General features: G+C 40.6%; 19 protein-coding genes. 8 read left to right on the top strand and 11 right to left on the bottom strand.

All coding sequences use genetic code 11. The annotated features are described in order from the left end of the window. Window positions 1-6: 6 nt before the first annotated feature. The 6 genes from ACK2WI_RS14940 to ACK2WI_RS14915 all read right to left on the bottom strand — a co-directional run bounded on the left by ACK2WI_RS14940 (window position 7) and on the right by ACK2WI_RS14915 (window position 6,353). Complete coding sequence (locus tag ACK2WI_RS14940) at window positions 7-447, bottom strand: energy transducer TonB (protein WP_409151503.1); 441 nt, start codon at window positions 445-447, stop codon at window positions 7-9. Window positions 448-500: 53 nt separating this feature from the next. Next, window positions 501-1,481 (bottom strand): hypothetical protein, encoded by a 981-nt coding sequence (locus ACK2WI_RS14935; RefSeq protein ID WP_409151502.1) that lies wholly within the window; start codon window positions 1,479-1,481, stop codon window positions 501-503. An 87-nt stretch (window positions 1,482-1,568) separates the two neighbouring features. Continuing rightward, window positions 1,569-2,219: an alpha/beta fold hydrolase gene (locus ACK2WI_RS14930; protein WP_409151501.1), complete on the bottom strand. Its 651-nt coding sequence runs from the start codon at window positions 2,217-2,219 to the stop codon at window positions 1,569-1,571. 18 nt (window positions 2,220-2,237) lie between these two features. Further along, entirely contained in the window at window positions 2,238-4,349 is a 2,112-nt protein-coding gene (locus tag ACK2WI_RS14925) for a DNA topoisomerase 3 (protein WP_409151500.1), read from the bottom strand. A gap of 68 nt (window positions 4,350-4,417) precedes the next feature. Then, window positions 4,418-5,764 (bottom strand): deoxyguanosinetriphosphate triphosphohydrolase, encoded by a 1,347-nt coding sequence (locus ACK2WI_RS14920; RefSeq protein WP_409151499.1) that lies wholly within the window; start codon window positions 5,762-5,764, stop codon window positions 4,418-4,420. Between the two features lie 118 nt (window positions 5,765-5,882). After that, window positions 5,883-6,353 (bottom strand): hypothetical protein, encoded by a 471-nt coding sequence (locus ACK2WI_RS14915; RefSeq protein ID WP_093100853.1) that lies wholly within the window; start codon window positions 6,351-6,353, stop codon window positions 5,883-5,885. A 191-nt stretch (window positions 6,354-6,544) separates the two neighbouring features. Between ACK2WI_RS14915 and ACK2WI_RS14910 the strand changes: the two genes are divergently transcribed. Beyond that, window positions 6,545-7,606: an aldose epimerase family protein gene (locus ACK2WI_RS14910; RefSeq protein WP_409151498.1), complete on the top strand. Its 1,062-nt coding sequence runs from the start codon at window positions 6,545-6,547 to the stop codon at window positions 7,604-7,606. A gap of 227 nt (window positions 7,607-7,833) precedes the next feature. Here the strand turns inward: ACK2WI_RS14910 and ACK2WI_RS14905 are convergent, their stop codons facing one another. The 4 genes from ACK2WI_RS14905 to argH all read right to left on the bottom strand — a co-directional run bounded on the left by ACK2WI_RS14905 (window position 7,834) and on the right by argH (window position 15,945). Continuing rightward, window positions 7,834-9,078: a YdcF family protein gene (locus tag ACK2WI_RS14905; RefSeq protein ID WP_409151497.1), complete on the bottom strand. Its 1,245-nt coding sequence runs from the start codon at window positions 9,076-9,078 to the stop codon at window positions 7,834-7,836. Between the two features lie 5 nt (window positions 9,079-9,083). Next, window positions 9,084-10,604 carry a RagB/SusD family nutrient uptake outer membrane protein gene (locus tag ACK2WI_RS14900; protein WP_409151496.1) on the bottom strand — a complete coding sequence of 507 codons (1,521 nt, stop codon included), beginning with the start codon at window positions 10,602-10,604 and terminating at the stop codon, window positions 9,084-9,086. A gap of 10 nt (window positions 10,605-10,614) precedes the next feature. Continuing rightward, a complete protein-coding gene (locus ACK2WI_RS14895; RefSeq protein WP_409151495.1) occupies window positions 10,615-13,866 on the bottom strand; it encodes a SusC/RagA family TonB-linked outer membrane protein in 3,252 nt (1,083 codons plus the stop codon). 744 nt (window positions 13,867-14,610) lie between these two features. Further along, window positions 14,611-15,945, bottom strand: a complete 1,335-nt coding sequence (gene argH / locus ACK2WI_RS14890; RefSeq protein ID WP_409151494.1) for an argininosuccinate lyase — start codon at window positions 15,943-15,945, stop codon at window positions 14,611-14,613. A 1,435-nt stretch (window positions 15,946-17,380) separates the two neighbouring features. Between argH and ACK2WI_RS14885 the strand changes: the two genes are divergently transcribed. The 5 genes from ACK2WI_RS14885 to ACK2WI_RS14865 all read left to right on the top strand — a co-directional run bounded on the left by ACK2WI_RS14885 (window position 17,381) and on the right by ACK2WI_RS14865 (window position 20,459). After that, on the top strand, window positions 17,381-17,551 hold the full coding sequence (locus ACK2WI_RS14885) for a hypothetical protein (protein WP_409151493.1): 171 nt from the start codon (window positions 17,381-17,383) through the stop codon (window positions 17,549-17,551). 160 nt (window positions 17,552-17,711) lie between these two features. Further along, window positions 17,712-18,083: a 30S ribosome-binding factor RbfA gene (rbfA, locus tag ACK2WI_RS14880; RefSeq protein WP_093101568.1), complete on the top strand. Its 372-nt coding sequence runs from the start codon at window positions 17,712-17,714 to the stop codon at window positions 18,081-18,083. 15 nt (window positions 18,084-18,098) lie between these two features. After that, window positions 18,099-18,767 carry a leucyl/phenylalanyl-tRNA--protein transferase gene (gene aat / locus ACK2WI_RS14875; RefSeq protein ID WP_409151492.1) on the top strand — a complete coding sequence of 223 codons (669 nt, stop codon included), beginning with the start codon at window positions 18,099-18,101 and terminating at the stop codon, window positions 18,765-18,767. Continuing rightward, complete coding sequence (locus ACK2WI_RS14870; RefSeq protein ID WP_409151491.1) at window positions 18,745-19,824, top strand: aminotransferase class V-fold PLP-dependent enzyme; 1,080 nt, start codon at window positions 18,745-18,747, stop codon at window positions 19,822-19,824. The genes aat and ACK2WI_RS14870 overlap by 23 nt, the downstream gene beginning before the upstream one ends. Continuing rightward, a complete protein-coding gene (locus ACK2WI_RS14865) occupies window positions 19,821-20,459 on the top strand; it encodes a hypothetical protein (protein WP_409151490.1) in 639 nt (212 codons plus the stop codon). Before ACK2WI_RS14870 ends, ACK2WI_RS14865 begins: the two co-directional genes overlap by 4 nt. Window positions 20,460-21,377: 918 nt before the next feature. Here ACK2WI_RS14865 and ACK2WI_RS14860 read toward each other — a convergent pair. After that, on the bottom strand, window positions 21,378-21,797 hold the full coding sequence (locus ACK2WI_RS14860) for a hypothetical protein (RefSeq protein ID WP_409151489.1): 420 nt from the start codon (window positions 21,795-21,797) through the stop codon (window positions 21,378-21,380). Window positions 21,798-22,130: 333 nt separating this feature from the next. Here ACK2WI_RS14860 and hemA point away from each other — a divergent pair, with 333 nt between their 5' ends. Both hemA and hemC read left to right on the top strand, forming a co-directional pair. Next, window positions 22,131-23,372 (top strand): glutamyl-tRNA reductase, encoded by a 1,242-nt coding sequence (hemA, locus tag ACK2WI_RS14855; protein WP_093101537.1) that lies wholly within the window; start codon window positions 22,131-22,133, stop codon window positions 23,370-23,372. Between the two features lie 105 nt (window positions 23,373-23,477). Further along, window positions 23,478-25,064 (top strand): hydroxymethylbilane synthase, encoded by a 1,587-nt coding sequence (hemC, locus tag ACK2WI_RS14850; RefSeq protein ID WP_409151488.1) that lies wholly within the window; start codon window positions 23,478-23,480, stop codon window positions 25,062-25,064. Window positions 25,065-25,069 lie beyond the last annotated feature (5 nt).

The raw sequence follows: 25,069 nt of genomic DNA, 5'->3' as shown, positions 1-25,069 counted from the left end.
TTTTAGCTAAGGTAGGTAGTCTTCTAAGATTGCTACGATCGGTTGCCTAATCCGAGTGCGGACCGGTTTATCATCCTTTATTGCAGCTTTCCATTTAGGTGATTTCTTGATGATTCGCATGGTTTCGCGCGCAAATGCAGGACTGATCTTCGATTGGTTGATTATATCGATATCACAGATCCCCCCATCCTCACAAACAGTAAATTCCAAGATGGCAGTCTGACGGAGACCATACTGCACATATTCCGTACTGTCCATTGCCATGAATACGCTGGAAAGATTTAAGTTGTTTTCTAAAAAGCGTTGCCATCCTATGGCTCCGCCGACAAACTGAGGGATAATATCTACCTCGCGAACGATGCTGCTGTCCACAATTACTTCATTCTGGGCCTTTAAACTCCCAAAACCAGAAAGAAATAACATCAGGATCGTCAGCAATATCTTCATAAGGCTCTTTAAATCATCACTAAAAGATACGAAAAAATAAGGTCTTTCTAAAATTACTTAGCTAAGTCAATGTTAGCAAGAAACTCGCCTTGATCATCTGTAATGAAACTCATTGGTTTCTCTGGGTTTTTGATGATTTCAAACAAGGTGTATCCCCAAGGTTTCCAAAAACTTTCCAATACCTGCCCATAAGTCTTTGCTGTCCATTGATCAAATATTGGCTTCAGGGTCCAATCATTCAAAGGCATTGGTTCCACAAAAACCTTATCTGGAACTTCCATATAGGTATATTCCGGCAACCTGTTAAACAGATAAGCAGAATAAAAATAACGAGCACAGATTTCTTCAAATTGGATAGGGTGAAGGACCTTTCCTTTAACTTTTGCCAAAACCTCATCATGATAGATTTCGTGAACTCCGTTATCTTGCATAGTAGCTATAATGGCAAAATCTTTCATCCTTATAGAAAAGATCAAAGTATTGATCTCATCTCTATACATAAAAGTTTCTGGGCTACTATCAACTGGCAACACTAAAATGGTGAAAGGATTTTTATGCTCAAACTCCATCGGCGTGATCAGAGATTGCAACATAAAATGTAGGTTCTTGAACTTATGCACCAATGCTTGTGAAAAATTCAATTGCTCTCCAGAAAGGAAAGCCTGTCTAATTCCGACTTGGATTTCATTGAACACCACACCGTACAGAATCTTCCCTACCCATTGAAAAAGGGTCAATTGATCCAGCTCCTTCAAAGCTGTGTAACCAATGTTTACCGCATCTTCAACCTTTCTCTCAACCTCAGCAAAAACTGCCGCTACTTCCGCTGAACATGGCAATTGCAGTTGTTTATAAGTCACTAAACTCTCATCCAACAACTTAAAAGGCTTATCTTCCAAATCAAAGATCCGCATCATCCAAACAGGGAACACCTGAATCTTTTCATCTTCCGATTCCAATGCTTTTCCTGACAAGAAGCAAGTTTTGTTATCAAATTTAAAATCCAAGAAGGGATTATAGAGTCTATCTGCCATAAGCTGCAAAGGTAATAGAAAAGTCATAGATGGAAAACCATGCTGCTACAATTGACCGCAACATGACTTTGAGAAAGCCAGTATACTTTACAACAGGAAATTACGAATGGGATAATTCAGTTCTGCGGCTTTATTCCAAACCATAAAATGCCCGCCTCCTTTGATCCTGATGGTATAATCTACATTCTGGATTGGAATCAGTCGATCTTTATCCCCATGGATATGCAAACAATTTACCGGAACATGGCTATTCTCCCAATTCACGATCTTGTCTATAGCCCATTTTTGAAAGTCAGGATCCGAATCCGCTAACATGGTATCAAAAAGAAATTGTTCTTCATCTGATTTAAGGCCAAAAAGCCAATAAAGCACCTTGGAATTCGCAAAGCGTGGTTGGCTTCCAGAAAATAATTTGTGCAAAGAAAGAAATTTGGAAACACCCAAGACCTTGGGCAGCTCATCCTTCGTTTTAGCCGAAGATATTATAATGGTTTTCTTGAAATCATAATATTTGGAGAGCTCAGCAATACACATTCCACCGAAGGACAATCCCAGTACATTGGCCCCTTGCTTGGGGATCTGATAATGCTCTGCAAGCCTAAACACATAACTCTCTAATGCTTCTGCCGGCCTTGGCTTTAACCAATCGACATATACAACCTGCATCCCTGAAAAATCAAGATTTTCAAAGACTCGACGATCAGCTCCTAAACCAGAGAAAACATAGATAGTGTCCATCTATCTAAGTTAAGGAAATCAACCAATATTTACTTTAAAGTTTTCGAAAAGCAATGGAGCCGAAACAACCTGTCCATCTTGACCTTTTACACCTTTCAAAACAGAGGTTTTCCCTTTCTCCAGCAGATTCTTCATCTCCTTTTCATCCAGGAAAACACCATTCAAGGTTCGCCAAATCTTAAAGTCACAGCCTCTGGCATAATGGTCACATTGCGCCACCTTATCATACAGCTGGATCTGTCCTGGTTTACATTTAGGGCATTTGATTTTCCCTTTTTGCAAAGGTTTTAATTCCTCGTGGGCTATAGCAACGCGCAATTGCAAAAGCTCTTTGGTTATCTTCTCTGTATAATCTTTGATATGTTTCATAAACACATCATAGCTTACCTTATTCGCTCGCATTTCCTCCAGCTTCTGTTCCCACTTACCCGTCAGCGTCACTTTAGCAATCGAGCGATCCTTGATCAGAAAATAAACCGAAAGGCCTTTCTCTGTAGGAATCAACTTTTTCTTATCCCTTTTGATGTAATCCCGCTGGAATAAAGTCTCTATGGTTGCAGCACGAGTTGCAGGTGTGCCCAAACCACAATCCTTCATTGCCTGGCGCATCTCATCATCCTCGATCTCCTTCCCAGAAGTCTCCATCGCCTTCAACAAGGAAGCTTCCGTATGTATAGGTCTTGCTTTGGTAAATCGCTCGGCCAATTCCAAGGTCAATACTTCAAGCAATTCCTCCACGCTCAATTTTGGTAACTGTGCGTTTTCATTGTCTTGGTCATCCGTATTTTTATCCTCATCGGGCAATTCAACCTGATCTGCAGATAATCGCCATCCATATTGCCTGATGACCGTTCCTTTCGCAATCAACTCCACCCCCGCGGCATCAATCGTAACGGTAGTGATATCTTTCAGACAGACCTCCGAAAAACTCTCCACCATACGTTTGGCGATCATGTTGTAGATATTCTGCTGATCCATAGGCATTGGTCCCGGTTTCTCATCAGTCACCAATAAAGCGTGGTGATCCGTAACCTTTTTATCATCAACAGAGCGTTTGTTCAGTTTGGCACCAATTAGGTTTTTACTGATGACTGCAATCTGTTCTTGAGCCGTATCAGCCAAATGTTGGAAGAGTTCTTCAATTTTCTCAAAGACATCTTCACCGATATATCTAGAACCCGTACGCGGATAGGTAATTACTTTCTTCTCGTACAAGGTCTGTGCGATACTCAATGTTTGGTCAGCAGAATAGCCGTACTTTTTATTGGCATCCTGCTGAAGCGAGGTCAAATCAAATAATAGCGGCGGTTGTTCCTTCGTTTCCTTGGCCTCCACATTCTTGACGGTGGCCTGCATCCCAACCTGTAGCTTCGCAACGGTTTCCTCAGCTACATCCTTCTTATCGATCTTATTCGAAGTAGCCTTAAACTGTATACCCTCTTTTTCAAATCCTGCCTGGATCTTATAAAATGCTTGAGGTTTAAAATCTTTGTTTTCCAAATATCGCGAGCAGATCATCGCCAGCGTCGGCGTCTGCACCCTTCCTAAGGAAAGCAAACCCCTATTACCTGCCGCTAATGTCAATGCTTGGGTTGCATTGATCCCGATCAACCAATCCGATTCAGACCTTGACCTTGCCGACATATATAAACTGTCGTATTCTACACCCTCCTTCAGATTGGCAAAACCTTCTTTAATGGCTTTATCCGTCTGCGAGGAAATCCACAGCCTTTTAAAAGGCACATTGGATTTTAAGTAATAATAGATATTCCTGAAAATCAATTCACCCTCACGTCCAGCATCCGTTGCTACGATTATTTCCTCAGCTTGGGACAACAGAGCTTTGATGGTATTCAGTTGCTTCAGCGCACCTGTATCATCCGTTTGCTTGCCATCCCTCTTGATTTTCTTCACCTCCAAAGCAAACTGCTCCGGAATGATCGGCAAATTAGAAATGGACCAATTATGGAAGCCATAGGCCTGCGGAGTACACAATTGCACCAAATGGCCAAATGCATAAGTAAAGGCATAGCCATTCCCCGAAATATATCCATCCTTAACCTCTTTCGCGCCCATCACCCTGGCCAAATCTCTCGCTACTGAAGGTTTTTCAGCTATTACTACTTTCATTCAATACTTTATATTGGCCTTCTTTCAAAAGCCATATCACCTCTTAAATCTAATGAAAAATGAAATTATTATTCCAAGGAAGCTATCGATATCCCTTGGATCTTACGGTAAAGTTCTACCGCATATACATCCGTCATCCCTGATACAAAATCAAGTACTGCACGGATCTTGGAATAGGTATCATCCCTATCGGTATGGAACTGCTCAGGAATCATCGCTACCAGTTTTTTGTCAAACATGGATTTGTTGGATTTCAAATAAGCGGGCACAAATTCTTCCAATAAAGCATTCATCACCTTAAAACCTGCAATTTCAATCTGTACCACCGTTGGTGCATTATATATTCGTGCAACCGAAATCTTCGATATGACTTTCATATGCTGCACGATATCAGGATCTAAAGCATCCATCAAAGGTTTCTCAAATGTACCTTTCAAGAATTTTTCTTGGTTTTCCACAAAAACCTTTGCACAAGCCCAAATCAACGTATTGATCGCCTTCGCCCTCAATAAGGAAACCCTACTCGCCGTATCACCCAATGAATCCAGTCTTTCTCTTAAGTCCTCGCCGGCACAAAGTGGCAACAGCAATTCCTCCACTTCTTTATAGGAAAGAATCTTTAAATGGTGGGCATCTTCAAGATCAATAATATTATAGCAGATATCATCTGCAGCCTCAACAAGATAAACCAATGGATGTCGCAAATAACCCTTAGGATTAGAAGGGTCCCTTTCCAAGCCCAATTCCATTGCGATCTTTTCAAAACTCGCTTCCTCGGAGTCAAAAAAACCATACTTCTTCCTATGATGAGATCCCTTAACGTGACCATCGATCGCTAAACAGGGATATTTAACGATGGAAGCCAAACTCGTATAGGTTAGGGCAAATCCCTTGGGATCCTTTCCATTGAAGGCATGGGTCAATATCCTCAGGGCATTGGCATTTCCCTCAAAGTGGATCAAATCTTCCCACTGCTCTTTGCTGACCATTTCCTTATACTTCTGCCCTCTACCTTCGGTAAAAAAAGTGGAAATGGCCGCTTCTCCGGAATGTCCAAATGCGGGGTTTCCCAAATCATGCGATAGGCAGGCTGCCGACACAATATTCCCCACTTCCTGAAGAAATGGTGCCTCCTCATCAATATTAGGATTCTCCTGCTTCAACATGTTATAAAACAAGCGTCCTAAAGACCTACCTACTGATGCGACCTCCAAACTATGGGTCAATCGATTATGAACAAAAACAGCCCCCGGCAAAGGAAAGACCTGCGTCTTGTTCTGAAGTCTACGAAATGGCGATGAAAAGATCAAACGATCATAGTCCCGCTGAAATTCAGAACGAGCATCAAATTGATCATTGTTCGCACGACTTTCATAGCCCCAGCGCTTTGCTGATATCAGTTGTTTCCAATTCATGTAAAATCTCAGATTTTGAATGGCAAATATACCATTTTAAAAATTTCAAGGACCCAAAGTAGAAGGAATAGTCCCGAATATTGTAGCGAATAATTTCTTTGTCCCAGCTTGGTCTTATCTAATCTTCTGCAGTCCTATTTCCTGTCATCATCCCAAACAACAGATTCAACACATAGACAAACTGCATTACCAACAGCATAATAAAAGATCCCACATAAAACTGTTGGATTTTATAAAACCGTTCTACCTCAGCTAGATTTGAAGCTTTCCCCGAAACTTGGGATTCAATATTGCCAAAATAAACCCTTTCGACAAAACCCCAAGTCCACACATTGATGATGAGACATAAAAAACTGATCAAATGCATGATGCTCCAGCTTTTGGAATAGAGCATCTGCTCCGTAAAATAATATAAACCCGCAAAAATTAGCCCCAGTAAACCTAAAAACTTAAAAAGGGAGATGGAAGAGAGAATAAAATAGGTGTCGTAAATATTGATGGTAACGGAGGAATCCTTTGCAGGAACAAAAACTGCAAAAGCAAGGACCAAAATCCCTACCGCCAAAAATAATATCGAAACCTTAAACATAACGTTGATTTCCAACAAAATAATAAAATCTCCGCGATTTTTAAAATACGATTATGATCATAAAATTGTATAAATTTTGAATGTTTGACAATCAAAAGGGCATTACGGCATAAGTATTTGCCTTTCCTTTTCCATAGTTCTTTGGAACGAACCCCTTTATTATTATCTTTAACAGAAGCAATTAAAACATAATGACGACTTATAAACTCCCTCTTCCTAAAGACTTTGAAGGTAAATTGAATGGCAAAAACACCCATCTCATCACCCTTACCAACCGAGCAGGAATGCAAATCGCGTTGACAGATTATGGTGCTAGACTAGTAAGCGCTTTGGTTCCCGACAAAAACGGCGACCTTATCGATGTGGTTTTAGGGTTTAATGGCATACAAGACTACCTTCAAGCGAAACAATATTATCATGGAGCAACAGTCGGAAGGTTCTGTAACCGTATTGCCAATGGTAAATTCGCCATTGATGGAAAGGAATATACCTTAGCACAGAACAATGGCAGTAATTGCCTGCATGGCGGAGTCGATGGTTTTCACAACCGTGTATGGGACAGACAGGTCAGCTTCAATAAACAAGTCGATTTCTATTATGTTTCTCCAGATGGAGAGGAAGGCTTCCCGGGTGAATTAAAAACAACCGTTTCCTATGAATTGAGCAATGAGAATGAAATCATTATCAAGTACAGAGCCACTACAAATGCGCCAACTGTCCTCAATCTGACCAACCATGCTTATTTCAATTTAAATGGAGAGGGAAATGGCGACACCTTGAACCACGAGGTTACCATTCTTTCGGATGAATTTCTCCCACTCAATGAAAATCAAATCCCAACGGGCGATATCTATCCTGTCGAAGGTACCGCTTTCGACTTCCGCCAACCCAAACTCTTGGCAACAGATATCAATAGCCCCGAGGAACAGATCCAAATAGCTAATGGCTATGACCATAGCTTCATCAATAAACAACCTATCAGTGAGCCAATTGCCAAAGCCTATTCCAAAGAGTCTGGCATCGAACTCCAAGTCTTTACTACCGAACCTAGCCTCCACCTCTACAGCGGAAACTTTCTAGACGACGATCAAGGGAAATCCGGGAAAAAGTACTTGCGCTATGGCGGACTTTGCTTCGAAAGCCAGCACTATCCCGATAGCCCTAATCAGGAAAAATTCCCATCAGTTAGACTGAATCCAGGAGAGGTGTTCGAAAGCGAAACAAGATATAAGTTTTGTATAAAAAAGTCTTGAGACTTTTTTAGGACATAGGACAAAAGACCTTTGGCGTCTTGGTATCGAGGCAAGATTTGAACCAGGATTGCCCTCGACGGTTATCGAGCGAAGCCGAGATGCCGCTCGGGCTACTGGATAAGAGGATGGACCAAGATCCGGATTTCAACTCAGCTTATTAATATTAATAAAAAAGACATTAGACGCTGATAGGTCTAATGTCTTTTGTCTATTGTCTTATGTCTCTTCTACGGATCCAATGGCTCATCGGCATCAATGGTCATGGACTCCAGCTTTGGTTTAAATTCCAATACGACATCATTGATACGTTTTCCTAATTCATAAGGCACATAGCCTAATTCCTTGATACAACGGTCAGCCATCTTCTCTACAAAGTCTATATGGGCCTCGCTACTGGTCACCATGGCATATTTTTCCTCTGGAAAGCCATACTTCATCATGATCCTGGCTGTATTTCTCAGGTTTGTCGTGGTATGTCTTGCATGAGGATCAATAATAATCGCCTCTTCAGGGACGAGTAGGTTTTCCACCAAATACTTTTTCATTTCGATGGCCTCAATATATGGGGTCTTGTATGGATGAACCCTACCGCCTGAAAGAACAATAAAGGGCGCTTGCTTGTCAAAATATGCTCTTGCAGCCATTCTAGCTCTTAACATCCCGCCTGGGCTGATAGGTTGATCGTATACATTGGGTCCAGCACCTAAAACCAACAAAAGACTATAGGGATATTGTTCAAAATCTACCGATTTAATTGCCTCAAAAGCCTTCTTGTTCTCTCCATCCATCAAAGGTTCTAATTGTGCTGCATCCATCCGCTCATTGATCTCCAACAGCCTAACCGCTGTAAACATGCTCATAAAAGCAAATTGATAGGGCTCCTTACAATCCTTCAACACATCTTGGCGAACATCTTTCAACAAAGTCAAAAAACCCTTGTTTGTGACATCAAAAGAAATGGAATCAATCTTGGGATAATTTGGTTTTTGACCACCTGCATAAACATCGATCACATAATTCTGGAATTTCATGTCTTGGGCAATGGCTTTCACCAAATAAGCTTTTGGATCTTCTTTCCCTCCTAGATCGTAGGTATTGGAAGGAACCAATTTATCCTGAACCAACTGCCTTAGCGCTGGCGTAGAAACCATTAATTTCTCAAATGCCGACTTCATGTCTTCTATCTCTCCATCCGACCATTTAAAGGCTGTCAACATGCAGTTTAAATCCGCACAGGATTTTGACTGGTTAAACCTTTGCTCGCGTTTGCTCAGCAGCTCCTTTATTTGGGCATCTGAAAACAGCTTTTTACTCAGTTCAGGATCCTTTAACAATAAATAGCTAGCATAGTAATTCTTTGAAATCACCCAATCTTGTGGAGTAGCTTCCGTTCGAATATCCTGCGCATTAGAGGTCTGCACTAAACACACCCCTAACAGCATGATTATTATTCTGTTGACAATGTTTTTCATCCCTATTAATATCCTGGGTTTTGATACATTTTCTCTGGATTCAATTTGTATTCATCAAATGGAATTGGATAGTAACGATCCTTCGTGCTGATGTTTGACAACTTGGCATTGCCATAATCATCCTGACTTTTCTTTTTGAAATAGTTCACCAATTCCTGAGCATTATAGTTTCTTACTAAATCAAACCAACGATGGTTCTCAAAAGCAAGTTCAGCCCTTCTTTCATGCAAGATCGCCTCTTTTAAGCTTGGATATTTTGATGCATAATCAGCTTGTTTCATGGCATCCTGATAAGATGGCAATCCAGCCCTTGAACGCACTTCATTTAATAAGGTTATTGCCTCCGCATTCTTACCTAAGTTCATTTTGGTTTCAGCCAATAACAACATAACATCTGCATATCGAATCAAGATCCAGTCATTTCCTCCCCATCCAGTAGTACCTGCTGCTGTGCTAACATCTCTAAATTTGGTCACGAAGTAATCATTCACCTGTGGGCTTTTTGCAAACTTCACAGAGAAATCCTTACGCACATCCTTATCCTCATAGTCTTTCACTAAATCCAATTTTACGACCTCTCCTGAACCAGTGGATTTAAATTGAGAGTTGATCGTCTCGCCACGAGCCTGATAATTCCTGGCAATACTGGAACTATAAGTCTGATCACCTGCCAAGTATTGTACTTGGAAAATCAATTCCTTACAGGTACTTTTTTGGTTCACATCAAAGACATCCGAATAAGGGATTTCAGTCAACTTACCAAACTTTCTCAATCCATAAGAAGCAGTCAGATATTGCTCAGCCTTTTGGAAATTCGCTTGCTTGTTCTCCGCCATGGTGGAACCCATGGTTAAATAGACCTGACCAAGAATAGCATTCACCGCCGCCTTAGAAGTTCTTCCTACAGCATAGTCATGTTGTGTATCTGGTAAATCAGAAGCCAAAGCTTCAGTGAGGTCCTTCACAATCTGATCATAGACCACTTTTTCTTTTTGTCTGAAGGCCAACTCCTCTGCTTGTTCTTTCGAGATAATCTCTACCGTTGACAAAGGAATATCGCCAAACTTCCTAACCATGTGGAAATATAAAAGTGCACGAACGAACTTAGCTTCTGCTTTATATCTTTCTTTCAGATTTGCATCTGAAAACTCCACCTTATCAACATGCGTTAATAATACATTACATCTCGAAATCGCGTCATACATTGCTGACCAATGCGTTTTCAAATAGGTATTACTAGGGAGAATCGAAAAATCATTGAATTGAAAAGGTTCACCAGCAGAAGATTGGTTATCATTCCTTCCTGAATTATCAGATCGTTCTTCATTATACATTGTACTGCCTTCTCCGATCGTCGATCCCAATCGAAGACCTTGATAAAGCCCATTGACAGCTAGTAAAACATCATTTTCAGTTTTATAATAATTTTGAATAGTAACGGCATTGGGGTCATCTTGATTCAAAAAGTCTTTAGAACAAGAACTGAACAACAACAATGCTAGGGGCAATAAATATCTCTTTTTCATTAAATTCTTTTTAAAAGGTTACTTTCAATCCAAGGTTATAGGTGCGCACCAATGGGTACAAACCATAATCAACCCCAGGTGTCAAATTTCCACGTTGATCATAATCTGGTTCAGGGTTATATCCCTTGTATTTTGTTAGGGTAAATGGGTTATCCACACTAGCATACACCCTAACTCCAGCTAAGGTCCATTTTTGAGCAACTGCTGATGGTAAGGTATAGCCAAGGATAATATTGGTCATCCTCAAATAAGATCCATCCTGCAGATAAAATGTAGATAGGCGCGTACTGTTACTTTGGGTACCACCACGAGCAGCACGGTAAACCTTTCCATTTCCAGGGTTCTGAGCTGAGCGATAGCGTTGTGCCACATCGGCATATTGGTTTCCTGAGCCTTCCATGTTGTACAGATAATAATCATATCCATCAAGCACCTTGTTACCTTGTGAACCATTGAAAGAAGTCCTGATATCAAAACTCTTATAGCGCGCATCCAATGCAAATCCATAAGTAAAATCAGGGTGCGGATTTCCTATTATCCTTTTATCCTCATCGTTCACTACGCCATTTCCGTCCACATCCTCAAAATATAGATCTCCAGGTTGTAACGGAGTTGTTGAAGCCGATGAAGGCGCAACAGTTTTGTAATTCTCCTCAGTAGCAATTCCCGCTACTTTAAATCCGTAGAACATCCCGATTGGACTACCCTCTTGTGTGATGTGCGTCAAATACGAACGTTCAGCACCATTGGTCATAATGGTTGAAGCGCCACCTAGATCCAGTACCTTATTTCTGTTGACATTGATATTTCCGCTAAAGCCAAAATCAAAGTTTTCTTTTCTAATAATTGCCGCGTCCAGCTGTACATCAAAGCCTTTGTTTTCCACCTTACTGTTCGGTAGGTTGGTCAAAATTGTTGTTGTACCTGATACCGCTGTGGTTGGTTGGTTAAATAATAAGTTCGACGATTGACTTAAATAGAAGTTAGTCATCACATTCAACCTTCCTCTCAACAACCCAATATCTAAACCCACATTGGACTGCGAAGTGGTTTCCCAACTAAGGTTCGGGTCGCGCATGGCATCTGGCCAATATGCGGTAGCCACCTTATTGCCGATGATCACACCCCCTGGGTTGCTATAAACAGTAATGGCTCTATAATCTCCAATATTGTTGTTCCCGCTCTGGCCCCAACTTGCACGCATTTTCAAGGTAGACCCTGCACCTAACCAATTATCATAGAACTCTTCATTTGAAATGGTCCATCCCGCTGAAAATGAAGGGAAATCCGCCCACTTACTGTTCGGACCAAACCTCGACGAAGCATCTCTACGATAGGTTGCCGACAAGAAATATTTTGATTCGTAGGAATAGTTTACCCGACCAAAATAAGACATCATGGTCGTCCTACGCTTAAAGGTATTATCTGCCAATAATTGAAAATTAGAAGGATCAGCACCTTTATTGGTAATCTCGTCTATGGCATCATTTTGAAAACCCCTTGCTCTCACACCTACATAATCTAAATCTGTTTGCTGTGCTGAATAGCCGAGTAAACCCATGATATGGTGTTTCTCTCCAAAAGTTTTATTATAGTTTAAAGTAGCCTCTAATAATTTATCAATTGAACTTTTGGTCAATGCATCAGCATAAGCTGCAGTCTTCGCTTGATCACTGTATGGCGCATAGTTTCCACTTGAAATGCTGGTCGGACGGTAATAGTCATATTTCTCATCGTAGGTAGACAAACCACCATTCAATTTGAAATTCAAACCTTCCATTAGTTTAAAGTCTGCAAATGCATTATAAAGTCCTCTTTTTCCTTTACGGTTATTCTTTACTTCCGACACATAAGCCATTGGGTTTTCTGGGTTTTGGATCCCATAATTATTGGCGCCCAATTCAGCCATCAGATATTTGGCATAGGTACCATCCTCGTTATAAGCCGGCAAGGTAGGCAGATAGATCAATGCCGCCATCGACGGACTACGGTCATAACGTCCAGTAGTTACCTCATTATTATCGTTATACGTGAAGGATACGTTCGCACCGATATTCAACCAATTGGTCACTTTAGAATCCACATTGGTTCTAAAATTGAATACCTTTTGGCCAGTAGCCAACATGATTCCCTCTTGGTTTTGATATGATCCACTTACAAAATATCTGTTGTTTTCATTTCCTCCAGATACTGAAACATTATGGCGTTGGAATGGCGCATTTCTATACAACTCATCTTGCCAATCTGTATCATACTTTGCTTTTTTGGGCGTTCCAGTAGCAAAATCATAGTACTCTTCAGGAATAGTGATGGCGCCTGCATTTCCGACTTTGGACACCCGAAGTTCATTACTGTCAAACCTCATATTATCGGTCCAAGTTTGTCCCCTTCCCAATACTAGATCTTTGTAGGTATTGTTTCTACCATCAATCAATAAGTCGATAAACTCTTCTGAATTCAACAAGTCTACTTTCTTCGACAATTGACCGAATCCAGCAAGAACTTCATAATCTATATTATTCTTTCCTTGCTTTCCTCTTTTGGTTGTGATCAATACAACCCCGCCTGCCGCTCTAGATCCATAGATGGCAGCAGATGCCGCATCTTTCAAGACATCAATGGATTCAATATCATTAGGATTTATGTTTAGGTTGTTCCCAGCAGGGTATCCATCAATGACATATAAAGGATCGGAACCCGCATTTACGGAACCTACACCACGAACACGGATTTTAGTACCATCATAAGGCGCACCGGAAGTCTGGGAAACTTGAACCCCTGCTACCTTTCCCACCAAAGCTTGCGATAATTTAGGCGAAGTCAAGTTTAACTCATCAGCTTTCACACTGGAAATCGCTCCAGTCAAATCAGACTTACGGATCTTTTGGTAACCAATGGAAATCGTAATCTCTTCCAGTGCATTCTCTGCACTTTTCATCTCAAATAAGTTGCCTGAGGTTTTGCTGATCGTTTGAACCAAGCTTTCAAAACCAACATAGGTTACTCGAATTTGGTCTCCCTCTTTACCCTCAATTGAAAAATTACCGTACTCATCAGATTGAACCACCTTTTGATTGGTAAGATTAGAAATTGATGCCCCAGCTACGGGGTTGCCATCCTGGTCTACTACACGACCACTGATCTGGTTTTGCTTTACTACCTCGGTTTGGTTGGAGATCGGTTTTAGGCCTGCCTCTGCAAAAGTTGGAGTAATAGCAACGGCGCACAAAAGCCAAAAAAGCTTTGTAAATTTTGGTTGCATAAGAATATTAATAATTGTAAATATTGTTGCGCAATGTTAAACCTCTTATGTTAATCGAACTTTAAGCCATGATTAATAAAAGAACAAGTTTGCTAGGAAACTAATGGGGGAATTGGGGGGGGGGATTTGAACCAGGATTCATGGGATAAGAGGATGGACCAAGATCTATTCCGATAGTCAAGCGGAACGAGACTCGGCACAGGATTGCTGAATTGGCACCGCCACTGCTCACCCTTGTCATTAAGTTTAGGTTTATTATGCTGAGGTTTTCTCCTTAATCAATTCATTTTTTTATACCGGAGTCAAAATCTTATAGGTATTTCTCAAAACAAACTTCAATTCTTCCGAAGGAAGTCCTTTAGCCTCTGGCTCATTTCCTTGGCGGAAAAATGGATAGAATGCCGTTGACCTGTGCGATGGGATTGGCCTTGGAATGCTTTCAATAGATCATCCCATTAAAAGGGATGATCTATTGAAAGCATTCCCGACAACAAGGCATTCTATCCATGTGTGGGAGCCCGTGCGAAAAGCCACCTTAAATGGGCCGAAGCGTTACGGATTCGAATTATTTTTGGTATCCGTGAGCTCCTTCGTCGGTTTTGGTTACTTTTGGGCTCCAAAAGTAACGAAGAATCTGTTTTTTCATTGTTAACTTAATGACATTCCGTTCAGCCTAAAAAAAAGACATTAAACCTTTCCAGGACTAATGTCTTATGTCTTGTGTCTTATGTCTAAATCTAATACCTACTCTGCTAAAAGGCTTTCCAAAGCAGCTTCTACTTTTTCAAAACCGAAATCTGCTTTCACTTCTTTAAACATCCTTTCGATCTGGTCATTGCAAAGGTTGCCGATACTGCCTTCGTGGGTATGGTTGACTTCTTTGGCTGGTTGGAATTTACCTTCTTCGATATCCAGACCGATTTTGCGGTAGGCTTCGCGGAATGGCACTCCGTTCAACACTTCATTATTTACCACCTCCACAGAGAATAAATAATCGTATTTCGGATCATCCAGGATATTATTTTTGATGGTAATATTCTCCAACATATATTTTGCTATTGCCAAGCAATCATTCAGGGATTGGAATGCTGGGAATAGGTTTTCTTTCAATAACTGCAGGTCACGATGGTAGCCTACTGGAAGATTGGTGGTCATCATCGCAATTTCATTGGGCAGAGCTTGGATCTTATTGCAACGCGAACGGATCAATTCAAACACATCGGGGTTCTTTTTATGTGGCATAATGGAAGAACCTGTTGTCAGGTGTGCCGGAAAGGAGATAAACCCAAAATTCTGGTTGATGAAAAGGGTAACATCCATGGCAAATTTCGCCAAAGTTGCCGCTATCGAGCTCATGGCTTGTGCAAGGATCCTTTCGGTCTTCCCCCTACCCATCTGTGCATAAACCACATTATAGTTAAGGTCTTCAAATCCCAACAAGTTGGTGGTCATTGTTCTGTTCAATGGAAAAGACGACCCATAGCCCGCAGCTGAACCCAGAGGATTCTTGTTGCAGACATTCCATGCCGCTTTCAACAGTTGCAGATCATCCACCAGACTTTCTGCATAGGCACCAAACCATAAACCAAAGGATGAAGGCATTGCAATCTGAAGGTGCGTATAACCGGGCATCAGAACAGCTTTGTACTGATTGCTCAGGCTGATCAATTGATTGAACAGCTCTTCGGTATTCTTAAAGATGCTCTCGATTTCGGACCTGAAATACAATTTAAGGTCAACTAGAACCTGATCATTCCTGGAGCGTCCCGAATGGATCTTTTTACCGGCTTCACCGATTCTTTCGGTCAGCATCATCTCCACTTGGGAGTGCACATCTTCAACGCTATCCTCGATCTTGAAATTTCCGGCCAATATTTCTTTGTAGATATTCTTGAGCTCTTTTTGCACCTCGACTAAATCTTGTTCGGTCATTAAGCCTATGCTGTTGAGCATTTTGGTATGGGCCAACGAACCAAGTACATCGGCGGCTGCCAAGTTCATGTCCATTTCACGGTCTTGTCCTACGGTAAAGGTTTCCACAAAGGAATCTACATCAATATTTTTTTGCCAAATCTTCATGTTCAAAATCTTGTCGAACAAAAGTACCAATATCTAAGGAAAATGCAAGGCAACAGGACCTTTGCATTTTTAGTATTTCCAACAATAATTACAATTACTTATTCATTTCAGCCATTTTATTTTTCCGACTTTCAATAATTTTTAAAAAACCTTATGAATTTTCTGTTCTTTTTTGGTTAATTTTTGGAGAACTCCGCTAGAATTTCCCGCAAAAGTAAAATGTTAATTATTGTTAAAGCTTTTCCGTTTTAGCATAGTGTTAAACAAGCATTTACAGATTTTAAACCGGAAAATTTTCAACTCTATTTTATTAAGAAACGATGAATAAATCATGAAGAAATAGGACAAAAAATCCCTTTTGACAATTAAGTAATCACTTACTTTTTTTTAAAAAACATCTTGTGTCATCGTAATTAAAGCTCTATGTTTGTGATGTAAAGGGGAATGAATGATATTAATAAGTGAGCTTCCACTCACGGTTAATAGCCAACTACAAATTACTAAACATGATAGACCGGAAAGTCTTAAAACTACGAAAAGAATTATTCTATCCAATTATAAACTAATTTTGATTAAAGACTTGTCACCATGCCCACGACAAGTCTTTTTTTTGTGCTTTTTTTTCGCATTAGCAATGATAATTTTCAATGTCAATATTCGTGACAAGTCTTACTCTCATTCGAGACATATTCGGGAAATCAGCAAAAAATAATCGGCTCGAATTGCGAAAATTCGGAATGAGTCTCGAATAAGGTCAATATTGTATCCCAAATGTGTTTTCTATTTTTTTATTAGGCCAAGGCAAACTGGATTTTTAGGGGATTCCTAGATTGTGCTTGTGGGATTTAAACATTGGACCGGTTTATTAAGAAAGGTGATGTAAGCCTGTTGGCAATGAAAAATATTGTTATTGAACTATGGAGACCAAATCTAGTAGATTACATTATTTTAAAACAAAAAATATGCATCTGCTGTCTGTGTCACTCTGGAACGAAGAGTCTCAGAACAATACAAATAATGTTTGTATTGGCGTACAGGTCCTGCATCTTCGGTGCAGCATGACAGGATCAGTGTGGGAGAAACGTACAGATTCTTCACTCATCGTTCAGAATTGAAAGTTTCCAGAGAGGGATTCAGAGCGCAGCGAAGAATCTATTTTTTTTTATTTTTTTTATTTTTTTGCGGAGTCTGTCATCGTAAGCACCGCGAACGAACTGTTTTTTTCTCTAAACAGGTTTATTGAAAAATATTTCACCCACGCTGTGGGTTCTCCATGGGGAATCCCTTGGATCTACAAATATTTCACTCCTTCCAGGGGTTCCCAATTTTACAAACATCAATCCTTCCGCAGGAAGTCCTTTAGCCCCCGGCTCATTTCCAGTGGCGGAAAAATGGGTAGAATGCCGATGACCCGTGCGATGGGATTGGCCTTGGAATGCTTTCAATAGATCATCCCATTAAAAGGGATGATCTATTGAAAGATATTCCCGACAACAAGGCATTCTATCCATGTGCGGATGATTGTGCGAAAAGCCACCTTAAATGGGCCGAAGGTTTTTGGTTACTTTTGGGCTCCAAAAGTAACGAAGGGAATTGGTATCCCTGAGCTCCTTCGTCGATTTTGGTTACTTTTGGGCTCCAAAAGTAACGAAGAGAATTTGCTTATCAACCAAGCAAAGCTTCCACCCTGCAATATATTAGTTCATAGAAAAGCCCTATATTTGTAATAGGAAATGCAATGCAGCTTTCCTCAATCAAATCACAAGATGGGAACAGAAAGTAAAAGACAACAACGATTTGCTGGAGTAATACAACAAGACCTTGCAGAAATGTTTCAACGTGAGGGCAACTCTTGGGCTCCCGGTGCTTTTATTACCGTTACCAGGGTACGCGTCACTCCTGACTTAGCCATTGCTAGGGTTTATTTGAGCTTCTTGAACACCAAAACTGCCAAAGCAGACATGGACAGCATCAAATCTAAAACCAACGAAATCCGCTATAAACTAGGGGCACGTATTAAGAATCAAGCCCGCATCGTTCCGCAGTTGGAATTCTTCTTAGATGATACCAACGAATATGTTGAGCATATGGACAAGATCTTTGATGAGATCAGCAAGGAACCAAGACAGCCTGAATAGGCCAAACAGCATAGCATGCCATACGTATTGGATGAAAACAGATTGGTTTTCCCCCACCCTTCACTAGCCGACGAAGACGGCCTTTTGGCAATTGGCGGCGACCTGTGTACAGATAGGTTGATGCTGGCCTATGAAAACGGCATCTTCCCATGGTACAATGAGGACAGCCCAATCTTATGGTATGCGCCATTAGAAAGATTTGTTTTACGGCCTTCGGAACTGAAGGTTTCCAAAAGCTTGAAACAGGTCTTAAAGTCAAACAAATTTCAGGTCAGCTTTGACAGGGATTTTAAAGCTGTCATTGAGGGCTGTGCCAATATCCCTAGAAAGGACCAAGATGGAACCTGGATCATTTCAGATATGCAGGAAGCCTATCTACAGTTGCATGAGGAAGGATATGCGCATAGCATAGAAGTTTGGCAAGAGGATGATTTAGTGGGTGGACTTTATGGTATAAAGATAGGCAATGTTTTCTGTGGCGAGAGTATGTTCTCCATGGTCTCCAACGCTTCAAAGGTTGCGCTATACCACTTAGCCAAAAATTTTGGACTTGAATTAATCGATTGTCAGATCCCCTCCGATCATTTGCGTAAAATGGGGGCAGAAATGATCAGTCAGCAAGAATATTTATCCATTCTAAACGAACAAGAAATTTTGCCTTATGACTTTGAAGGAACACTTTAACCTTCCAAATGATGTTATTTACTTAAACACTCCTGGCAATGGTTTGTTGCCGAAGGTTACCTTGGATTGGAGAAAGACCTGGGAACAGGAATTCTTTGATATCAACTCCAATCTAAGGGATGAACAACCGGAATTTATCAATGGAGTACGGGAAACCGTCGCTGATTTTTTCGCGACGAAAACCGAAAACACTTTCTTGACACCGAATTTCTCATTTGGTTTCTCCAGCCTGGTAGACTTGCTACCAAAGGACCTGACCTATTTGGTACTGGAGGATGAATATCCATCCCTTCAATATCCCATAGTCAACAGAAAGCTAAATTATACTTCAGTTGCTGTATCGGCACAAGTTGAAGAAGACCTGCAGAAAGCAATAGAAAAAAACAAGCCTGATGTTCTGATCTTGAGCATAGTGCAATATATATCAGGTCTGATGATCGACTTGGATTTTATCAAGCGCATAAAAGCCGCCCATCCAAACCTTTGGATCATTGCTGATGGCACCCAATTTTTAGGGACATGTCCCTTTAATTTTCCAGAGTCAGGCATTGATGCCTTAGGGGCTTCAGGTTATAAATGGCTTTTATCTGGTTTTGGAAATGGTTTTTTGCTGATCAGCGACAGCTTCAAACTGATGCTGGAAGACTTGAAAGCTGAGGTTCCATTGCCGAAAGTAGCCATGTGGAAGCACAAGAGCATCTTGGACACCTTTTTTGAGCCGGGCCATCAGGATACCTTAAGCCAAGGCACCTTGCAAAGCAGTCTAAAGTTCTTGAAAGCACAAGGGCTGGAAAATATCCAGCAGCATATCAAAGAATTAACGGATGAAGCGTATCGACTGCTATTGGAAAGGGATCTGATCCTGCCATACATCGCAGAGCGTAAAGTGCGTTCTTCGTTGATCAATGTCCAGATCCCACAAGAACTTTATCCGAACCTGATGAACATGGGCGTGAAATGTTTTCCCCGTGGAACAGGGATTAGGATAGGAATACACCTTTACAATGATTTAAGGGATATTCATAATTTTGTTAATATTATTGAGAGTTTACGATGAAATTTAAAATAGGAGATTTAGTAAGGTTTGTAGATGAACCCATTGAGGGACATATCACTGCATTTTTGAGTAATGGCCTAGTTGGGGTTACCGATGACACAGGATTCGAGATTCCAGTGATGGAAGACAAGATCACGCTGGTGCATGGCAACATGCGCATGGAAGAGGACGAGGAACCAACGAATGTGGTGCAAACAGGCAAGTTTCTAGAAAAGGGCATTTTCTTGGCCCTGACCGGTGAACAGAAAGAAGGATTGGTGAAGTTCTTTATCGTTAATGAAACTTCCTTTGAATTGTTGGTTACTGTATCTGACTCATCCGGAAACAAACGCACAGGGATCTTTGCCAATATCGTCCCTGCTCGGGAATACAATCAGATCTATACCGGAAATATTTCTGCCATCAACAAATGGCCAAATTTGGAGTTCCAGATCTTGCGGACCTCAAGAAGGCAACACAATGCCTTCCCTCCGATCGAAAAAACCATTAAGGTGAAGCCTCTAGACCTAATCAATTCCAAAGAAAACCTGGAGGTCTTACCAGACAAAGCCTGGGTTTATGAATTGGACAAAGTGGAAGAAAATATTGGTCTAGATAAATTGAAGCAACATTTTATTTCGCATAGACCGGGGTAGAGATAAGACTGGAGACCCCAGAGCATTAAAGGATTAATTCTTAACCCTAGGTCGTTGAAGGGATGAATTGCGTTTTGAACCAGGATGCCCTTCGACGCCGCTCAGGGTACGGGATGGGAGGATAGACCAAGATCAAAAATAAACATTTTATTTTTCCATGTTCCTGCTGTCATCTGACGAAGGAAGAATTTGAGCTAAATTTATTGGAATGTGATGACCGGCAAGTGGAAGGCAAATTTTTGTTAATTTTAGAGATACAACCCCTTTAGGGGTTCCATTATTTTAGCAGACATGGCACGTTAGCCTGGAAGACGCGCAAAAACGATGTTCGATTAATCGAACATCGTTTTTGCATTATCCCTTTATTGTTTACCATCCATGCTAAAATAATTCATCCCCGCTGGGGATGTATGGCGGATAAAAAATATTCTTCTGGAGAGGAAATATAGGTCTAAATACCTAGAAACACAGATTTAGCAAACGTGCATTAGTACGAAGGAAGAATCTCGGAAAAATGCAGGTTTAATGGTAAAAAGGATAAGGATTATTTCAACGTACAGTTCCTTTACCTTCGGTAAAGGATGACAACTTCTAGAGTAAGAGAACCGTACAGATTCTTCACTATTCGTTCAGAATTGGAATGTACTAAGAGGGATTCAGAGAAAAGCGAAGAATCTATTTCTATTTTTTTAAGAGGATTTTGTCATCGTGAGCACAGCGAACGAACTATTTTTTTAAAGGTCTTTCAGAAAAATATTTCACCCACTCTGTGGGTTATCCGTTTGAAGATTCGATTATCTACAAATATTTCACCCCCGCTAGGGGTTCTATCCCTTTTCACCCAGAATCTATTATCCGTTCAAGATCTATTATAAATCTTACCAAATAAACAACATTCAGTTAGGCGCAAGAAAATTCTTATGTCTGTTGTCTTATGTCTAGTGTCTTATGTTTATTGCTTCCTACGGAAAAAAGAATCAACAATGCACCTAACAACAATAATCCCCAACCCCATTTGATATTTAGGGTTTTAGAAAGCAGGCCATCGATTAATTTGAAACCGAGGTAATTGTTGATTTGGAAGAACACCAATATAAAGGACAGGATAATCCAGCCGATCAGCACCCAGGCGGAGATTCGGAATGCGCTTAATTTACGCATAAAGAAAAGCAGGACACTGAGGCCAAGCAAACCGTTCGTGATCATGAACAAGGCGGTATCAACTTGGTAAAGGTTCCAGTTTGCCTGAAGGGGAACTTTGAGGAATGGGCAGAAAATTGCAGAAAAAAACACCACAAAAAATCCTATTAATGCCAAAGGTTTGTTTAAACTTCTCATGATTCAAAATATAGTCCAAAGATGAGCATTTGATGGGATTTAGGAAAGTAAATTTTGGGATTTAAACGGATTAAAGGCGGAAAAAACCAATAATTTATCGATAATCGTTAAGTCTAAACTGTAATTTATGTCATTTATTATCAACGCAAGATATGATTGTTATCACAATATTAGCGCTTTAACAAACCTATAACACTGTGCTTCAATCCATTAACATATTTTTAACACTATTTATAATCGTTCTAAATTCACTGTATTGACACATTCTTGACAATAGCAACGTGGTTTTAATCTACATTTGCAGTACAAAATTATTGGAGAAATAATTAGGCTTTGAAGAATTTAAAAGTTATAGCGTTTACCCATAAACATGTCGATCTAAAAGATTTGGGGAATCTGGTGATATGCAATGAAGAATTGGATAGTCGCCTTATTAACCTAAAAAACAATTTAGATATTCCTGAGATATTCTACATCGGTACTTGTAACCGGGTGGAATTTGTGTTCTATGGTGCGCATGAGTTAAACGATGATTTTGTAGTGCAGTTTTTAGACAGCATGAATTTCTGTGTTCCAGCGGAGCGTATGCAATGTTATTTGGGACAGGTAAACAGATATTCAGGTCTTGATGCCTTGAACCATCTATTCCGCACTTCATGTTCGATGGAGAGCTTGGTCGTTGGGGAGAAAGAAATCTTAGCACAGATCCGTCGTGCATACGACCGTTGTAAAGCGGCAGGATTTACGGGGGATTTCTTGAGGCTGATGATGGACCGTCTTGTTAAAACGGCAAAAGAAGTATACACCTACACCAATATTTCACGCAACCCTATTTCGGTAGTATCTCTAGCTTACCGTAAGCTTCGTGAAGTAAAATTAAAGGATAACCCTAGGATCTTGGTGATTGGATCTGGGGAGACCAACCAAAATTTAGCAAAATACCTTAAAAAACATAAGTACAGCAATTTCACTATCTTCAACAGAACAGTTGCCAATGCGCAGGCATTAGCGGAAGAGTTACAGGCACCTGTTTATCCTTTGAGCGAATTGAAAAATTACAAAAAGGGATTTGATATGATGATAACTTGTACCGGTGCACCTGAAGCCATTATCCATGAAGATCTATACGAATCTCTATTGAATGGTGAAGAGGATAAAAAGGTAATTGTTGACTTAGCTATTCCAAATGATATTGATGCAGCTGTGATTGCAAAACACCAAATCCACTACATCGAAGTGAGCAGTTTGCAGCAGATTGCGGAGAAGAACATTCAAGAGCGTTATGCGGAATTGGATAATGCGGAAAAGATCATTGAGCAAAACATCAAAGAATTCTTACCGATTTTGAAACAACGTCGTGTTGAGGTTGCCATGAAAGAAGTTCCTGAGAAAATCAAGGAAATCAAAGCAATGGCGCTGTCGGAAGTCTTTGCCAATGAAGTTGAGCAATTGGACCCACAAGCACGCGAAGTGTTGAACAAGGTCATCAACTATATGGAAAAGAAATATATCAAAGTTCCGATGGTGATGGCGAAAGAGATCTTGGTTAAATCTGCCGAATCAGAAAGTAATTAATAATAAATTTTCTTAAAATTATCTGATTCTGACATTAAATCATCAGAATTAAGAGGCTATTTCCTTAAATTTGCCTCCGGATTATTCATTTGTAAATCTTTGAACGTGAACAGAAAACTAATTATCGGTACCCGAGGAAGTGAATTGGCACTATGGCAAGCAAACTTTGTAAAGGACCGATTAGCCGAGATATCAATAGAAGCTGAATTAAAAATCATCAAAACCCAAGGGGATATTGTTCAGCATTTAAGACTAGACAAACTTGAAGGAAAAGGATTCTTCACGAAAGAATTGGAAGAAGAATTATTGTCTGGGCAAATTGATCTTGCCGTTCACTCCCACAAAGATTTACCGACGGTCAATCCTCCGGGATTGATCATTGCAGCGGTTTCAGAGCGTGAAGACCCTTCGGAATTATTGATCGTCCACAAAGATTGTGTGGATATCACCAAGCGTCTTTCCTTGAAGCACAATGCCACTGTTGGAACTTCTTCTAACAGAAGAAAAGCTCAACTCCTTTCCTTGCGTCCTGACCTGGAGTTTGAAGACCTTCGTGGAAATCTTCAGACCCGTGTTCAGAAACTTCGTGATGAAAAATATGATGCTATCGTATTGGCCAAAGCTGGAATTTCCAGGATCAATATGGAGCTTTCCGACTTCCATTTGGAGGAGATCGCACCAGTAGAGGTTGTCCCTGCACCTGCACAAGGGGTATTGGCGATACAGATCCGCGAAAGTGACCAAGAATTGTTCGACATCTTACAACAGATCAACGATAAAGAAGTGGCTGAAGCCATTTCAGTAGAGCGTAAAGTATTGAACCTGTTTGATGCAGGCTGTCATGCTCCTCTTGGTAGCTATTGCCGTAAAAAAGATGGTGTATTCCAATCTTGGACCTCCATTGCTGATACCAACGAGGATTTTCCTGACCGTGTATTCTTGGAGTCTGACAGCACAGAAGGAATGGCAGAGAAGATTTTTTCCAAATATCAAAAGGATAGAAAACTACCTTCTTCGGTGTTTATTACCAGAGATCTTGCTGAAAACTCGTATTTAGCTCGCTTCTTAAAGAAACATGATATCGCGGTTGATGCAAGATCATTGATCCGCATTTTCCCGACTATCAATAAATTGGACTCCTTTATCCTAAAGAGAGCGGATTGGATTTTCTTCAATTCAAAAAATGCCATTGAGCATTTCTTCAAATTAGACCCATGGATCTTGAAAAAAACAAAGATTGGTGTTCTAGGAAGAGGATCTGAAGATACTTTGCGTAAATTCAACCGTATTGCAGATTTTTCAGGTGATAACCTAGGAATTGATACGGAAGGCATCGCACAGGAGTTTGCTAAATTGGTGGATGGTCAAACGGTATTGATCCCACGTGCAGAAGGTTCTTTGCAAACCATCCAAAAAGCGTTGACCGAAAACACTAAGATCATCGATATGCCGATCTATGAAACGGTAATCGAGGAGGAAGTGGACAAGAGCAATGCGCAGGTATTGATCTTCACCAGCCCGAGCAATGTGGAAGCTTATTTCCGCGAGAACTTAGCTGACCCTGATCAGAAGATTATCTGTATCGGTTATTCTACAGCTAAGGCTATTGAGGCATTAGGTTTGAAATATACGCTACCATACACGCCAGACGAAATCGGATTGGCGGAAGCTGTATTCGGATTAGATTATTAGAAAAA

The sequence above is a fragment of the Sphingobacterium sp. BS-2 genome (assembly GCF_046161205.1).
Taxonomy (GTDB): domain Bacteria; phylum Bacteroidota; class Bacteroidia; order Sphingobacteriales; family Sphingobacteriaceae; genus Sphingobacterium; species Sphingobacterium mizutaii.
The sequence above is the reverse complement of the archived record's forward strand: the minus strand, read 5'-3'. Positions and strand labels throughout refer to the sequence as shown.

Coding starts and splice junctions, on each gene's coding strand:
- ACK2WI_RS14920 (WP_409151499.1), bottom strand. CDS start 5,764: ATGAATTGGAAACAACTGATATCAGCAAAGCGCTGGGGCTATGAAAGT.
- argH (WP_409151494.1), bottom strand. CDS start 15,945: ATGAAGATTTGGCAAAAAAATATTGATGTAGATTCCTTTGTGGAAACC.
- ACK2WI_RS14870 (WP_409151491.1), top strand. CDS start 18,745: ATGACTTTGAAGGAACACTTTAACCTTCCAAATGATGTTATTTACTTA.
- ACK2WI_RS14905 (WP_409151497.1), bottom strand. CDS start 9,078: ATGAAAAACATTGTCAACAGAATAATAATCATGCTGTTAGGGGTGTGT.
- ACK2WI_RS14865 (WP_409151490.1), top strand. CDS start 19,821: ATGAAATTTAAAATAGGAGATTTAGTAAGGTTTGTAGATGAACCCATT.
- ACK2WI_RS14925 (WP_409151500.1), bottom strand. CDS start 4,349: ATGAAAGTAGTAATAGCTGAAAAACCTTCAGTAGCGAGAGATTTGGCC.
- ACK2WI_RS14940 (WP_409151503.1), bottom strand. CDS start 447: ATGAAGATATTGCTGACGATCCTGATGTTATTTCTTTCTGGTTTTGGG.
- ACK2WI_RS14935 (WP_409151502.1), bottom strand. CDS start 1,481: ATGGCAGATAGACTCTATAATCCCTTCTTGGATTTTAAATTTGATAAC.
- ACK2WI_RS14915 (WP_093100853.1), bottom strand. CDS start 6,353: ATGTTTAAGGTTTCGATATTATTTTTGGCGGTAGGGATTTTGGTCCTT.
- rbfA (WP_093101568.1), top strand. CDS start 17,712: ATGGGAACAGAAAGTAAAAGACAACAACGATTTGCTGGAGTAATACAA.
- ACK2WI_RS14885 (WP_409151493.1), top strand. CDS start 17,381: ATGCTTTCAATAGATCATCCCATTAAAAGGGATGATCTATTGAAAGAT.
- ACK2WI_RS14900 (WP_409151496.1), bottom strand. CDS start 10,604: ATGAAAAAGAGATATTTATTGCCCCTAGCATTGTTGTTGTTCAGTTCT.
- aat (WP_409151492.1), top strand. CDS start 18,099: ATGCCATACGTATTGGATGAAAACAGATTGGTTTTCCCCCACCCTTCA.
- ACK2WI_RS14910 (WP_409151498.1), top strand. CDS start 6,545: ATGACGACTTATAAACTCCCTCTTCCTAAAGACTTTGAAGGTAAATTG.
- ACK2WI_RS14895 (WP_409151495.1), bottom strand. CDS start 13,866: ATGCAACCAAAATTTACAAAGCTTTTTTGGCTTTTGTGCGCCGTTGCT.
- ACK2WI_RS14930 (WP_409151501.1), bottom strand. CDS start 2,219: ATGGACACTATCTATGTTTTCTCTGGTTTAGGAGCTGATCGTCGAGTC.
- ACK2WI_RS14860 (WP_409151489.1), bottom strand. CDS start 21,797: ATGAGAAGTTTAAACAAACCTTTGGCATTAATAGGATTTTTTGTGGTG.